This is a genomic window from Leptospiraceae bacterium (genome assembly GCA_015075105.1).
Taxonomy (GTDB): Bacteria; Spirochaetota; Leptospiria; order Leptospirales; family Leptospiraceae; genus JABWCC01.
The window spans coordinates 545,370-560,780 of sequence record JABTUZ010000002.1 but is presented as its reverse complement, the minus strand read 5'-3'; the positions used below and the strand labels follow the sequence as shown (position 1 = coordinate 560,780).

10 protein-coding genes are annotated in these 15,411 nt (G+C 32.0%); 2 read left to right on the top strand and 8 right to left on the bottom strand.

Translation table 11 applies throughout. The features are described 5' to 3' along the window. Window positions 1-197: 197 nt before the first annotated feature. Window positions 198-1,070, bottom strand: a complete 873-nt coding sequence (locus tag HS129_12555; GenBank protein MBE7412867.1) for a carbohydrate-binding module 48 — start codon at window positions 1,068-1,070, stop codon at window positions 198-200. A gap of 260 nt (window positions 1,071-1,330) precedes the next feature. On the opposite strand from HS129_12555, the gene HS129_12550 reads away from it, so the two are divergent. After that, complete coding sequence (locus HS129_12550) at window positions 1,331-4,969, top strand: hypothetical protein (protein MBE7412866.1); 3,639 nt, start codon at window positions 1,331-1,333, stop codon at window positions 4,967-4,969. A gap of 2 nt (window positions 4,970-4,971) precedes the next feature. Here the strand turns inward: HS129_12550 and HS129_12545 are convergent, their stop codons facing one another. The 5 genes from HS129_12545 to HS129_12525 all read right to left on the bottom strand — a co-directional run bounded on the left by HS129_12545 (window position 4,972) and on the right by HS129_12525 (window position 11,903). After that, window positions 4,972-5,784, bottom strand: a complete 813-nt coding sequence (locus HS129_12545) for a WecB/TagA/CpsF family glycosyltransferase (protein ID MBE7412865.1) — start codon at window positions 5,782-5,784, stop codon at window positions 4,972-4,974. 59 nt (window positions 5,785-5,843) lie between these two features. Beyond that, window positions 5,844-7,826 (bottom strand): tetratricopeptide repeat protein, encoded by a 1,983-nt coding sequence (locus tag HS129_12540; protein ID MBE7412864.1) that lies wholly within the window; start codon window positions 7,824-7,826, stop codon window positions 5,844-5,846. Then, entirely contained in the window at window positions 7,816-9,855 is a 2,040-nt protein-coding gene (locus HS129_12535; protein ID MBE7412863.1) for a 6-bladed beta-propeller, read from the bottom strand. The genes HS129_12540 and HS129_12535 overlap by 11 nt, the downstream gene beginning before the upstream one ends. A gap of 207 nt (window positions 9,856-10,062) precedes the next feature. Further along, a complete protein-coding gene (locus HS129_12530) occupies window positions 10,063-10,527 on the bottom strand; it encodes a DUF1564 family protein (protein ID MBE7412862.1) in 465 nt (154 codons plus the stop codon). A 56-nt stretch (window positions 10,528-10,583) separates the two neighbouring features. Next, a complete protein-coding gene (locus tag HS129_12525) occupies window positions 10,584-11,903 on the bottom strand; it encodes a UvrD-helicase domain-containing protein (protein MBE7412861.1) in 1,320 nt (439 codons plus the stop codon). Window positions 11,904-12,055: 152 nt separating this feature from the next. Here HS129_12525 and HS129_12520 point away from each other — a divergent pair, with 152 nt between their 5' ends. Beyond that, the gene (locus tag HS129_12520) at window positions 12,056-12,409 is read left to right on the top strand and encodes a single-stranded DNA-binding protein (GenBank protein ID MBE7412860.1); all 354 of its coding nucleotides are present in this window, start codon (window positions 12,056-12,058) and stop codon (window positions 12,407-12,409) included. 12 nt (window positions 12,410-12,421) lie between these two features. On the opposite strand, the gene rsmA is transcribed toward HS129_12520, so the two are convergent. Together rsmA and HS129_12510 are read right to left on the bottom strand one after the other, a co-directional pair. Further along, window positions 12,422-13,312 (bottom strand): ribosomal RNA small subunit methyltransferase A, encoded by an 891-nt coding sequence (gene rsmA / locus HS129_12515; protein MBE7412859.1) that lies wholly within the window; start codon window positions 13,310-13,312, stop codon window positions 12,422-12,424. Beyond that, window positions 13,269-15,392 (bottom strand): ComEC/Rec2 family competence protein, encoded by a 2,124-nt coding sequence (locus HS129_12510; GenBank protein ID MBE7412858.1) that lies wholly within the window; start codon window positions 15,390-15,392, stop codon window positions 13,269-13,271. Before HS129_12510 ends, rsmA begins: the two co-directional genes overlap by 44 nt. Window positions 15,393-15,411: the final 19 nt, after the last annotated feature.

Below are 15,411 nucleotides of genomic sequence, written 5' to 3'. Positions count from 1 at the left end.
TATACATGTCGAATTTCTTGAAATGGTATAGCCCCACTTTTTTGAAAAGAATAGGCTCTCTTTTTGTTTATATTAAAAACTTATTATATTATATTCAAATCCTATAAATAGGAGGCTATTATTCAATAATTTTTTTAGTACAAATCACTACTTTAACAAATAAAACAGACTTTTTGTTAATACTGCATAACAATATTTTACGGTCTCTCGTAGGGCTTCTCTCTTTCTTCTACATTTAGATAAGAAGATATTTCTTTTGTATCGTAACGAATCCTTGTTTCAGGATTGTACAAATCGAGAGTTTTTTCGCCATCAACAACATAACTATACAAATACTCTCCAGGTTTTAGTTTTTTACGAAAGATAAAAATCCCATCTCGATTTTTTTTCATGTAATCTAGCTCAGGGTTCCAATGGTTAAAATTTCCAACCAGAGACACAATAGTAGCATCGGGTTGGTATATTCTAAATTCTACTATCCTAAAATCAGGCTCATCATTCAGTTCATTTTCTGCAATCAAAACAGTTGCTTGATTTTCTATATCCTTTTTTTCCAAAATATATTCAGAAAGGATAGTCCCATCTTCTTCAATTCTTTTCTGGTTTTCGGGATCCGGCTCAAATAAACCATCAGCTTTGTATTTATAAAGGTATTTAGTTGCTAAATTTCTATTTTTGTCTTTAAACTCAGGTTGTAGGATAGTATAAAAAACTCCGTATTTATTTTTCTTCATTGGAATGCATCTATAGGCAGTAAAATTTCCACAAATTTCTACTTCTTCGGTTCGAATCCCCTCGTAAGTAAATAATATCCCCTTATTCAGGAATTTTCCTGTTTCAGGGTATTTTTCTGCATCTAATAATCGAATGTATCTTGGAGAAATTCCTTTTTTCAGACTTTCCAACTGCCAATAATAATACAATTTATCGTTATTGTCTTTTGTTTTAGGATCAGAAAATTCATTAGAAGAATATGAGCCGATCCAATCTATTGCATTTTGACCAAAAATTCCTACGGATACAAGAATTCCAACAACAAAGAAAGCCAAGAAGTATTTTTTCATTTTCATATATAGTCCAAAAAAACTGACCCTTTTTCTATATAGGGATCATTTATATATTCTATCTTTCGTATTTTTCTTAAAAAAAATAGAGAGTTTTCCTAAAATAGATAAATTTAGAAAACTGGATCGTGTAAATATTAGTATTTCTACCTGTGACATAATAAAAAACTAATGACAAAAAATTCAATTTTAACCGATAAATATATGTAAGTAGGGAGTTTTCTGAATCAAATTTTTCAAATAATACATGAATTCGTAATCCAAAAATGGCTGATAAAAAATTAGAAATTACAGAAGAAGACAAATCGCATATTTCGCAGATTCTTGAGCCATTAAATGTGAATCCGAGTACCTCAGAAGCATTGAGTCCTATGGCAAAAGTTTTGAGAGGTAAATTAGGACACGCAGAGCCTATTTCATTTTCTGAAGAAACGAAACCAGAGCATGAATCTGGAACTCCCTCTGACGATGTAGAAGACTTCGATTTTTCAGGTGGAGACGATGACGATTTTAACAGCCCTCCGGAGTCCAATATTTCTGACGATGACGATATTGACCTTGACGAGTTACTGAGAGAACCATCGGCAGAAGAAATTCAACAATCCAAAGAGCCGGATATTTCTAATATTGAAATCCCCGTAAACGAATCAGATATACCTTCAGATGATTTTGGATTATCTGCACCAGAGAATTCTTTACCTGAAAACCTTTCTCAAGACACTCCCGACGATCCTTTTGCTGATCTTCTCGATTCTCCATCAGACAGTGTATCTACAGATTCATTTGATGCGTTAGACGATACACCTATACAAGAAAAAGAAGAAGACCCATTTAGTGATATGGGGGACGCATCTATGGCTAACTTAGGAGACGACCCTTTTAGCGGGCTTGATGATCCTGTTGAAACTACAGAAGAAGATCCCTTCAGTAATTTGAACGCCTTACCCGAAGATGAATTCTCCTCCGGGGCAGAAACTGACTTTGGAGGAGACTCTACAGACAATTCAAATACACCATCCTTAGATAGTTTCTCCGATATGGATTCTACAACTTCCACTGAAGAAGAAAATCCATTTGCTGGTTTAGGAGAATCTACTTCGAGTACAGACAGCATGTTTAACGAGATTGGAGGCGATAGCGATCCTATTTCATCCGAATCCAATGAAGATATTTTTCCTGGCTTTGATGCTTCTCCACCTGATTTTTCAAGTGACACACCCACTGACACTTCATCAGACGATGTATTTGGCGACATAGGCGATATTTCAACTGATTCCAAAGAAGAATCTTCCGGCCCTTCAATGAATTTCGATGATTTTGATTCTGATCTAGGAACAAGCTCTATAGAAAATATTTCTGGGTCGTCAGAGGATAGCTTTTTCGATGATTCCGATATTTCAGATTCCGGTGGAGAAGAGCCTGGCTCTATTGATGACGATCTTTCCAGTCTTGCTGATGAAGAAACTTCTTATGAAGAAAACCTTTCTGATGAAGACTTGGCTTCTATTCAACAAGAAATTATAAAATATCCTCCAAAACTAAAACGCACTGTAATCGATGCTTTTGTAAACGATCGAATTTCCAAACAAAACCAAAAAGATTTAATCGAGTTAATCAAAGCCAATCAGAAACCGGAAGATATAACCTCGTTCTTGTCTCCTCTTTTAGGATACAAAGTAGAATTGTTTGATAGCTCCGGGCAATACTCGGCAGATGGAATACCGATCATTGCCACAAAACCTATTTATACCAAAGAAGGGCTACTCAGACAAAAGCAATTAATTAAAAAATCTATTCTGGGTGTTGCGGCATCCTTATTTTTCGTTTTTGGATTTTTTTCTGCGTATAAACATTTATACAAACCTTGGCAAGCTGGTGGACAATATGAGCTAGGATTATTGGAAATTAGAAAAGCGAATGAAGAAAAAGACCCTGAAAAAAGAAAGATTCGATTTGCTTATGCGGAAGAATTTTTTTCCAAAGGTGAAAAAATCGAACCAAATAGTTTGAAGTATCTTAATCTTTACGGCATTCATTATATGAAAGCTGGAGAATATGAAAGAGCTTTTGAAAAACTATTTGGAAAAGTAAGCCCTGACTTTGGAACAGAAAGCTCAGACCCAAACAATCGTAGAGCGTGGAATAAAAGAACAGAGGTTCCTAACATTACCCTCGCAAAAAATGAAAGCTGGAATAATCTCAAACTCCCCATTGCAGGTAGGGTAATTAATGAGAATGATACGATGAAATTAATCGCTCAAGATAAAGTAGAAAGAAAAATCTTGAAAGCGGGTGCTTATATCGTGTCCAGATTAGAAAAAGATATTCACGATACTGCAACTTATATTAATTTAGGAAGATTTCATTCCAATACCGCAAATTCGTTTACAGATAGAAATCGTTACAAAGGTGTTGATTATAAAAATGATGAGCTTGCAATCAATTACTATAAAGAAGTTTTTACGGACAGCAATGACCCTTACAATGTTCCTGCAATAACCGGTATTGCAAAAATCTATTACAACAAAAACGAATTTTCCAAAGCGGCTTCCTACTACAATAAAATTATCGAGGCTTATCCAAAAAATGAAATCGGACATGGAGGGTTGCTTAGCACATATATAGAGATGTGGAAAAGAGACAAAAATCCTCAATTTGTTTTAAACCACCATCGTCAAGTAAGGAATGCGTTAGGCATCGAGGAAGACTTGTCGATGTTCGTGTTGGCAAAATTAGCCGCTTTCTATAACGACTTAGATAGTAAAGAAGTAAGGATACGATATAATATAAATCCTGAAGATCAAGTAACAGGAATGGAGATTGATGATAACGTAGAGCATCTATTAGCAATACTGTTTTCAAAAAAAGAAGATAGGGATGGAGAGGAAATCAAAGGTGGAGAATACGCAGAAGGTTATTACCAGAGAGGGAGATTTCATTTAAAAAAAGGAGAGACCCGAAGAGCTTTAAAACAATTTGAATTTGCTGCTAATTATGATCCGGCTCATTACCTTGCAGTATTGCAGATGGCAGAATATTATATGCGTGTCAATGATATGTCCGAAGCTTCAAAGTTACTCACAAACTCTAAAGAAAGATACGAGACCTATAAAATTGACTATGGAGTTAGAGAAGAAGATGAAGTACTAATCGAAGGAGACCCGGGAAGAATATATTTTGACATGGGAAAAATCATTTACCTTGCATCGGTAGGGGTTACAAAAAAAGATAATATTGTAGAATTTCCCGGAAGAAAAATTTATCCCGAAAGAAGTCTCGGAAAATTAACTCAAGAAGATGAAAATAGAAGAAAAGAACTTCACGAATCTTTGATATTTTTTAACAAAGCAAATGACCTAAATTTAAAAAATGAAATGTTAAAAAGAGAAATGTATTTTTATAAAGGCTGGATAGAATACATGCACTCAAACTGGACAGAAGCACTGAATATTTGGTCTAATATCGGAGAAGAGGACGCATACTCAAATCCTACTCTTTTAATCGGAAAAGCAAATGCTTTTTACTATACAGGTCAATTGAATGCGAGTCTCGGAAATTATTTAAAAGTTAAAGAAGATTTTGAAGACAAAGAAGCTGCGATCACAACCCCTGTTCCAGAAGATATGAACCATCAGGAAATTTATCAGACGTTAGTTGCAATCTATAATAACATTGGTGCGGTCTATGAAAGAAAAAATAATACAACCGAAGCTCTAAAGAGTTATTGGAAATCTATTGAGAAAGCTCGAAAACTTTCTATAACAAATGAAATTGCAAACTCAAATAAAGATTTAGTATTTAAAGTGAGACCAAAAGGAAATGAACCTTTGTTAGATGATTGGCTCGCACCTACTTTAGATACAATTCGTGAGCTAAAGAATGTTCATTCTAATGCATTACAGTAGTATTAGTATTTTTTTAATATACCCAAGATGATAAAATAGAGCAGTTTAAACACTCTATTGATTCGATAGGGTCTTACAATAATTCTCCAAAGCCAAGTTAATCCATTGACTTGAAAGTAGTCCGGAGCTTTTTTTATTTTGCCGCTTAGTATATCAAATGCCCCACCTACACCTACAATTACTGATTTGCCCAAATAACCTGTGTTGTTTTCAATCCAGATTTCTTGTTCGGGATAATCCAATCCTAAAAAAATAATATCAGGGCTAGTTTTTCGTATTGCTTCTTTAACCATTAATTCTCTTTGAGCGTTCATGTGTCCTGAGTGACGACCGACAATCCTTAAATCAGGAAAGTGACGAATCAGATTAAAAAAAACTTTTTCGATTATATCTTCTTTACTTCCAAGCATGAATATCGTAAAATTTTTCTTTTCTGCCATTCTAACAATATCCATCATAAGTCCGATTACAGAAATTCTTTCTTTAAGAATAAAACCCATTTTTCTTGCAGCCCAACCAAGACCACTCCCATCGGCAAGAACCATCGATGCCTTTTCTGCAATCCGTGCTAATTTTGCACCCTTTCTCATGTACATAAATTTAATGGGATCAAGGAATAATATATGGTAGTGCTTATCTTTTTTTTCTACAAAGGAAATTATTTTTGCAATAGATTCATCAATAGTTACATTATCGAATGTGACTCCTCCAAGAGTAAATTGTTCGAGTGATTTTAAATCAATCGCTTTGTACTCTAATAGAAAATCTCTTTCTTCTTTTGATGAGTTGTGACCTATTTTTGAAATTTCTTTCACAGTGGCAGTTTTTTCTAATTTAGTTTTTGGTCAAGAGATTGTTTAGCAAAAAGCTCAAACTATTTTTTAGGATAAACAGTATCACCAATACTCAATACATTTTGCCAATTTTTAAAAGATGGAACTATTTCAGAAATAAGTCCATCTAATTTTTCTACTGACCCTTCGCCTAAAACTATTCCATTTCTTTCAAAAACAATTTTTTGATTTTTTGTAATCCCATCGTGTCCTCCAAAATTTACTATTACACTGTTCGACTTTACTTTGATTGTCTTGCCTGAAACAGGTAAGACAGATATTATTTTTTGTGCAAGCCTTGTAGTAATATCTCCGAGATACCCCCTACCTGATGCAGTCAATTTGAATTCAGTAATATTTTTACCGGTTTCGATATCGTAAACCCGGTATTTTACAGATAGAGTTTCTTTATTAAGAGAATAGCTTCCGTGCCCTACATAACGAATTGGGTTGGAATTTTTTCTCACTTCATCCAAAACTCCAGTAAGTTCACGAAAAAAATACACTCCTCCTGTATATGGAAACGGAATAGATTTAGAAACTAACTTTTCTCTTATCGCTTTTTCTTCTTTTCCAGTTATCACTTTTATAATTGGTTTTTGAGTAAGATAAAATTTTAAAGAATTATTAATTAGAATTGCAGCATTTGGTTTGTAGTCTAAAAATTCTTCAGGAAAAATGTCGAATAAAAATATTTCAGGAGAACTTTTTTCAAAATTCAATCGAAGTCCGCCCGGGTGTAAATCTATAAAACCCTCAAGATAGCTTAGAGACTCCTTTTGTTTTTTTATCGCACTCTCAAGACGATTTTGTATTTTAAAATTATTTTGATCATCATTTCTAATTTTTATTAACGCATTCAAAAATTCTTTTGATAATCCTTTACTAAGATAGTAGTTTAGAATTTCAGAACGAACAGAATTTTTTTGTGGGATTAGATATTTTGCTCTCATAAGGTTGTAATTTGGATCTATAAAAATAAAATTTCTTTTATCGAAACGATCTCTTTCCATCCTATATTCTCCAAGTACAGACCTTAACTCTGAGCCCTCCTTTAGGTGTTGAATACTGTATTCTTCTGAATAAAATCTTGCGATGTCGTCTAACTCATTCGTGGTAAGAATTTTTTTAAACTCATTCGGAATCTTTTCCGGTTTACCAATTTTTTCCAGAGTATATACATATAAATATCGAATATTGTAATCATTGCGAAAATCTTCCAACAAAGACTCTAAGGTATCCTTTGCTTCGTCGTATTTGTGCAAATAAATACAAACTCTTGCAAATAGTCTCCTTGCATCCGGGTAAAACTTATCAATAGACAGGGCATTTTTTGAATTCAGATAGGCCTCTTCAATCAACATCGTTCTATTCTCATAATTCTCTAAAGAAGCTAATCGAGTTTTTAATTCTGCCATACCAAAATAGGCTTCCGGGTAATCAGGGTTTTCTTTTATTAAATTGGAGAGGAGGTCTTCAGAGGAATGAAATTTTCCAGTTTCAGTGTAGGCGTTTGCGAGCATGAAAAGAAAATCTTTATTTTGTGCTGTTTTTCTTTTGGCTTCTTCTAATTTTTTTAGTGCAAACTCTTTCTTCCCTATTTTAAGATAGATTTGAGAGAGCACAACAAGTGCATCAGGATCATAAGGGTCATTTTCTAATACAAGGTTTACATTTTTCAGAGCCTCGTCAAATTTTTCCTGACTAATATAATAAAAAGATATTCCAATAAGAGCGTCTCGATTTTTTGAATCAAGAGAAAGAATTCTTAAATAAGAATCGAGTGCATCTTTTTTTTCACCAATTATAGATGAGCTTTTTGCATACCCGAGCAGTGCCTTTTTGGACGAAGGGTTCATGGTCAAAGCTGACCTAAACTGAATTACTGAATTTTTATAATCTCTTGCTCTATAGTATTCTTCTCCTTTCTGAAGGTAGTCATGAATTTCTGTGGCATTCCAATTAGAATTAAAAAATGTAAAAATCGTAAACAGAGAAAGGAAGTAAATTTTTCTATGGAACAAAATACCCTCCTTCTGATTTTCCTATCGTATTTCTGTAGTTTACATCTACTCGTAAATCAATGTATTTTCCGGTTAGGTCGGGATTGATTACACTTTTAAAAGAAAGGATATATCTTTTGTCTATGTGAGTTTTAATTATTTCATATAAATTTCTTTCTTCCGCAGAGCCGGGTACTTTCAAGTAAAGCCCTCCGGTAGAATCTGCAATCTCTTTGTATATTGAAGACATTTGATTATCTGCACCAAGAGATAAAACGAAAATTGGAATAGAGTGGGCTTTTGCAAACTGAACATTTTTTCTAATTCCAAATTGATTAAATGCGTTAGGCAAACTCTCTCCTGAAACTAAAAGTATTAAACATCTCGGTCCTAATTCAGGTATTAAATCTGATAAACCAAAATACATTCCTTTTCCAAGATTGATTTCATTTTCTGGAGCTGACTTTCTTATTCGTGCAAAAATATCGTGCATAGAATATCCAAATTCATAAACTTTTGTAGAATCTTGTCCAGAACGAATCACTTCTAATTTATCGTTTTTAGAAAATTTTCTAAGCATAGGTCCTAAAAAACTTTCTAATCTGTCAGAATGCTCTGATAGCTTTTTGCTATTTTCAAAAACTAAGGAAACACTTAAGTTATCATTAAATTTATTCAAATTTGTAAGACCAGGCAATGGAACCTGATTGTCATTTTCAAAAATACGAAAAGAATTTTTATGAATTTTTGTTATATCTAAACCACTCTTATTTTTTACCGTTAAGAATACACTAACGTCTGGAAATCTCGAAGTTTCAATTTTCTCAATAAATATATTCAGATTGGATAATAATAAATTTTTGGGAGAAAATATATCTATTCTATGCCTTGCATAATCTACTGCATACAATGAACCTGTGTAATCATAAGCACTGGAGAATGGTCTGTCTAACTTCCTGTATTTGCCAGTTTCATCCATAAAAGAAGATACCTTTGACCATTTTCCCGAATCAGGAGAATATATCATCAGCCCATTCAATTCATCTGCAATATAAAGTCTGTTGTTGTGTACTTTAACCGACCGGGGCTTCTTCATGTTTTTATGAGAAATTTCAGAAACAAAATTTCCTTCATCATCAAAAATAATAATTTTTTTGCTAGCTTTATCTACTACATAAATGTGATCTTGGTCTTTGTATAAAATACCTACTGGATTGGAAAGTTTTGATTTTCCTGCCAGACCAAACTCTTGTAAAAAATTTCCCTCCAAAGAGAATTTTTGAATTCTGGAATTTCCAGAATCGCAAACATAGACTTCACCTTTTGGTGAAATAGAGATTCCAGCAGGGCCATGAAATTTTCCAGGAGTTTTTCCAGTAGAGCCAAACCTAAAAAGAAAATCCCCCGCATCACTTAAAATATTTATTCTATCAGAAACAAAATCACTAACAAATAATTTTTTTTTAAAAATTGTAAAGTAAAGAGGGCCCTCAAAAGATCTACCGATTCCTCCTTTAAAATTTCCAATAGGAACTCCATCAGGATTGAATTTAATTATATTTTGAGTTTCAAAAGAAAGGACATATAAGTTTCCATCCTCATCAACTAACGCATCAGTGGGATTGCGAAACCTAAAACCTCGAAAACTATCACCGGAAATTGATTTATAAAAAGTTCTCTTGCCTTTTCCAGTACTACCACCGAGGATTTGGCGCATAACGTCTGCGCGATTTTTTATATATGGGCTTTTTGTATTTTTCCCTTCAAGAATTTCTAATTCATTAAGGCTTTCATTCCACTCTCCATTCAAAAAGTAGGAATCCGATAAAAATTTTCTTGATAGATTAAAGTCTTCTTTAATAGATAGACTTTTTAAAAAATTTTCTTTTGCAGCAGTATAATTCCGATTATGGAAATACACTAATCCGGTTTTAAATAATTCTTTTGCTTTTTCTTCTTTTAAACCAAATGGAGGCAATCCTTCTGAAAATAAATTTCCAGAAAATAAAATAGAATAGAAGAGGAATATAGCATAACGTTTCTTTTTCATAAATTATTCTTTCAATTTAATTATTGAAAATTCAAGGAAGCTTACCGTGTTTACCTACCTAAAAATTTTAAAAATTTAAGAGACATAATTCTCTATACTTACTTATTGGACTTCCTTTAAACTATGTCAAGTTCTATTTTTTCTCCTCCAAGCATAGTTTCACCTCTGTTCTTTTTGGCTTTTTGTAGTTTGGCTTTTTTTTGCTCTTTATTTTTTCAGCTTATGTCGTTTTAGTCTATTGTATCGTATAGTTTTTCTCTTGGAGAGGTAAACTCCTACCGCAATAGAACTAACCTTGGGTGGAACTCCAAAGTCATAGAACTTGGCAGGGATGATTATGTCCCATCCGGCAATGTCAAGCAGCAAAAGAAGAGTAAAAAGAGCCGTTCGGGAAATACCAAGCCATTGAGCAAACTCACCTAACTCAATCCAGTCTGCATTCTCCGGACGAAAATTCTTCTTTTGCAAATTCTGTCCTTCTTCTTGATAGCAAGTTTTCACACAATCCAACTTTTCAAAAGTCCCCCAAAGTAATACATTCCTGTACCTCTCTAACAACTCATGCAAGTAATCTTCTCTCGAAATATTTTCTGTCCTGCGATCAAACTCATCCATGTATTTTTCTGGAATAAGTAAACTCGATTGAGTTCGTTCAAATTTTTCAGGGTTCATAGTATTCTCCTAAATTTTTTTATACCTATTTAAATTTTTTTTCATGACTTTTTTCCTTAAAAAACATTAGGGAGGCAATCCAGGTTTAAAGTTTTCATTCGTTTAAAATAAGAAAAAAATAAATCTTCTATGCGATCATTGGACTTTATTTTATTTCCAAGAATTATTAAATTATTTTTAGCTCTACTCAAAGCCACATACAATATTCTTCTTTCTTCTTCAATTGTATCTTTGGGTTCATCTATTTTTAAATTCCAACCAGAAAATAAATCGACAAATACAGTTTCAAATTCTAACCCTTTAGATTTATGAATTGTCATAAGGCAATTTTCATCTAAATTTGTTTGATGATAAGTACTAATTCTAAAATTGGATCTACATAGTATCTTTATTTTATTTTTATAATCAGGTATAGCTTGAATTTTTTGTGTAAGAATTGCTAATTCAGAGTTTGTCTCTATTAAGATTTTTCCGACGAATCCCTTCCCTTCTCTTTTTGGTTTAACTATTTTTTTAATATTCATTGAATTTTTTGAGATAGGAATTGCAGAGGTTTGAATAATTTTAGAAAGTGATCTATAATTTCTTTCAAGAAAATGAACTTTACAGGGAGAGAAGAATTCTTTAAACTTTAGAAATGGAATCGTGCTTGCTCCTCTAAAACCATAAATTGCCTGCCAATCATCTCCAACAACTGTCAAGCTACTCGGATCCATGAGCTTGATCATTTCTAATTGTTCCATATCTGTATCTTGGAATTCATCAACAATGATTCTCTGAATTTCGCTTTTTGCGTTATTTGTCCAATCTGAATTTTGCCTTAATCCTGTAACAAATATTTCAATTAAATCTTTGAAGTCTAATTTCTTTGTAAGAGCTTTATATTTTTTATATTCTATTTCGAGATCATTATAAATTTCCGGGAATTCTTTTTTTAAGGAAAAATTTTCTTCGAGAAGAAACTTGTAAGGTATCCCACCGACTTTAAATTTCTCTCTTTTAAAATATTCTTTAAACAGTTCTTCTTTTTCTTCGTCTTCAATAATTTTGATTGTGCTCGACACATATTCTGGATGAAATTTTTGAATTGCGTACAAACAATACGCATGAAAAGTTTTTATCTTTAGTTCCACTTCACCAACTCTTATTTGAAGTCTTTCTCTAATCTCGTTTGCTGCTTTTCTGGAAAATGTGATGACTAAAATTGATCTTGGATCTTCTGTTTTTTCGTCTAATATTCTTTCTAGTAAGGCAACCATTGTACTGGTTTTTCCTGATCCTGCGGCTGCGATCACTTGTTGGTATTTTTCTCTACACTCGATTATACTTGTTTGTTCTTTATTGTAATCCATATACTTAGAAAGGTAAAAAAACATTGGATTTAATAAAATATTTTTACAAACAGAATTTCATAATTTGTATTTTTGTTTGATGAAAAGTGTAATTTATAGAAAAATTTTTTTTCTATCTACATCTTTATTTACCTATATTAATGATGCGAATGAATTCGCTTCAAAGGAGAAAAATTATGGTAAACATAGCGCATATCGTTATGGATGGAAATTTAACAGCAGATCCGGAGGCAAAAAAAACACCCAATGGAAAAAATGTAACTACATTTTCAATTGCTGTTAATCACACAGATCCGAAGGGAGACAAAGAAGAAGGAGAGGTATCCTTTTTTGATGTAGAGGCATGGGAAAAAGATGGAGAAGCGTGTGCTTCTTATTTAAAAAAAGGTAGGAAGGTAACCGTTATAGGCACTCTAAGGCAGGATAGGTGGAAGACTGCTGACGGTTTGTCACGACAAAAGTATAAAATTGTAGCTTCAAGAGTTCGATTTGATAGTGCGCAGTACAAGGAGGTAAAAAAAGCTGCATAAAAACAAAGGGGGTTATGCCCCCTTTTTTATAAAGATTTTAGCTATTTCATAGAATTGATTTTTAGTCAGTTGTTCAGGTCTCGTTTTTTCAGGAACCTTTATTTCTACCAGAGCTTCGCATAACGTATCTCTTTCTTTAATTGAGGAATAAAAGGGAGCCTCTTTTGCTGATTTGTACAAAGTTTTTCTTTTTCCCCAAAAAAAAGTTTTAAGCACTAATTCAAATTTTTCTACCTCTAATTTAGTTGTAAATATTCGATTTGGAAAACTTTTTAGGGTGATGAGAGCAGATTCTTCTTTTGGTGAAGGATAAAAGCAAGTTTTAGATATTTTTTTTATCCATTTAATTTCACAAAAAGCTGAAATAAAAATTGAAATGGAAGATATTTCTTCTATTAGTCTTTTAGCAAATTCTTTTTGAACCATAAAAACTCCTCCTTGAAATTCTGGAATTGTTTTCAATAGAGTTGTAAAAATATCAGAAGTGATGTAATAGGGTAGATTTCCAAAAATAAATATTTTTTTATTGGCAACCTGATTCAAGTTTTTCAATACATCCCCTTGAAGTAATGTATGTTTATTTTTTTGGAAGTAAGCATTTGATTGTAAAAATTTACAAAGAAATGGGTCTATCTCAAAAAAGAAAACCGGGTAATCAGAGGATGCGATTCTATGTGACAAGACTCCAAGTCCTGTTCCTATTTCACCGATACATTCAATTTCATAATCGTTTTTTGGAAAAGAGGAAAAAATCAATTCAACGATATTTGGATCTATTAAAAAATTTTGTCCCCACTTTTTCTGGGGACTGACTTGGTTGGATCGAAGAAACTCATTTATCTTTGAAGGCTTGTAAAATTCAAAGTTGAAATTCTGAGGCAGAAACAAATTGCCAGTTTTCATTTATCCCCAGAATCTTTTGATATAATTTCCAATCGTCTATATTGTCCTTGGATTTATACGGAAATATCACTACAATTTTTCCAAAACCATTTTTTGTTTCAGTTTGAAGAAAGTTCAATCCATCTTTGTCTGGTCTAAAAAAAATAACATAAGAAGAATTTGCAAGTTGAAATTTTTTGGATTCGTTTCGTTTTTCGAGTGTTACTGAGAAAAAGGAATCTTTCCATAAAACAATAGATGAATCGTAAAATAATAAAGTTTTAGGGAAGGATTTCTTATCGCAAGATTTCAATAGCTCAATACAACTTTCTTTTTCGATAAATATTTTTGAAATAGTATCCTTGCAAACTTGATTTGAAAAATTCTTTTTTAATTTATATATATTGTATTTGCAGTCTCCACCTATATATAATTCTTTCTTTGAAAAAATTATGAATGAATTTGATTCAATTTGAACAAACTCTGTATTGATTTTCTTCTTTTCAGGAGAAAAAATAATTCCAATAATAAAAAAACTAAACACAATTAAAAAAGAAAAAATAGATAAAATAAAGATTTTTCGTTGATTGATTTTTGTATCTTGGCGGTGATCCAGATTCTTTAAGTCATCTCGAATAAAAATTATTTTACAGTAAATAAATATACAAAAAAATATTAAAGCAATAAAACAAGTAAATAAGGCAATATGAAAAATTCCAAAATGATCAAATTCTTTATAAAAACCAACTCTTTCTCCGAGAAAATCCGACAGAAAGGCTTGAATACGAATGAGTAAATCTGCGTAAGTCCAAAGAATTTTATTCAAAAGAGGAAACTGAATCAGCTCAGCAAAAATTGCAACATAAAGAACTGGCAATATAAATGAAGTGAGTGGAACTAAAATATAATTTACAATGACTGAACCAAAACTAAAAGCGTGAAAATAATACATAAGCACAGGAAATGTACCTATTGTAGCAGATAAAGAAATCGTTAAATTATCTCCAAAAGAACTTTTCAGTTTATGAAATAGTATTTCGTCTAACGCATTTTTAAAATAAAAAATTCCCATAACTGCCGAAAAGGAAAGATTGAATGATAAAGAAAGATAGCTGTCTCGATCCAATAGAAAAATTATAAAACTCGAATATAAAAGCACATCTGTCGGATGAGTCTTTCTAAAAAACATCGAAGCAAGTGTTAAAATAGAAATAAAACAAAATGCTCTTGTAAGAGAGACAGGAAAATCAAGTAGGTATAAATAAAAAAGGGCAGCTATCGTCGGTATAATTTTTAATGCGTAGTAATTTATGAACTGAATTCTCGATAATAGAAAATACACAAATCCCGTAAAAATTCCTATATGCAAGCCCGAAGCGGCAAACAAGTGTAAGATTCCTCCTTCTTTTGCTTTTGCTTTAAACTCTTTATCCAAGTAACTCGAATCACCAAAAATTAATCCAAGGCTAATGTCCAAACTATAGTCTTCCATTCCTCCCAAAATTAAAAGTGATTCTACATAATTTCTGATTTTTCTTTTCGGGTTTAAAATTTTTTCTACTATGTGGCATTTTTTATTTGGGAATTGTAGGTAAAAGTTCCCAAATTTTTTTAAGAATAAAAAATAGTCGCCAAAACTACTTTGTGGAAATTTTAATTTTATTAATTCCGAACCGCATTGAAATGTTGGAGTAAAATCTTCTTTCCAGTTCTTTAGATATACAATTACTACTTTTTTTTCTTCATTGATGACGATGGTTGATTTCCAATAATTTTTTTTGATTTCATTTTCAAGTTGAAATATAACAGGCTTTTTTACTTTTTGAAAATTTTTTATTTCTGTAAGTGATAAAATATTTAGTTTTGAAAAGGTGGTTTCTGTTTCAATCGAAAGAAATGCGAAATAGATAAATATACCAAATAAAAAATAAGAAACTCTTTTGTTTTTTAAAAGATAAAAAACAATAAGCAAAGCACCGGAAAATAGTATAGTTAAAATTTTATAATCATAAAAAATTACAACTCTGTCTATCGCTAAAAACCCTAAAATTAAAAAAGCAAAGTGGCTCTTTGGAATAAATTTTCTTAAAAAACTCTTCATACCTATTTAGGTAAAAAAA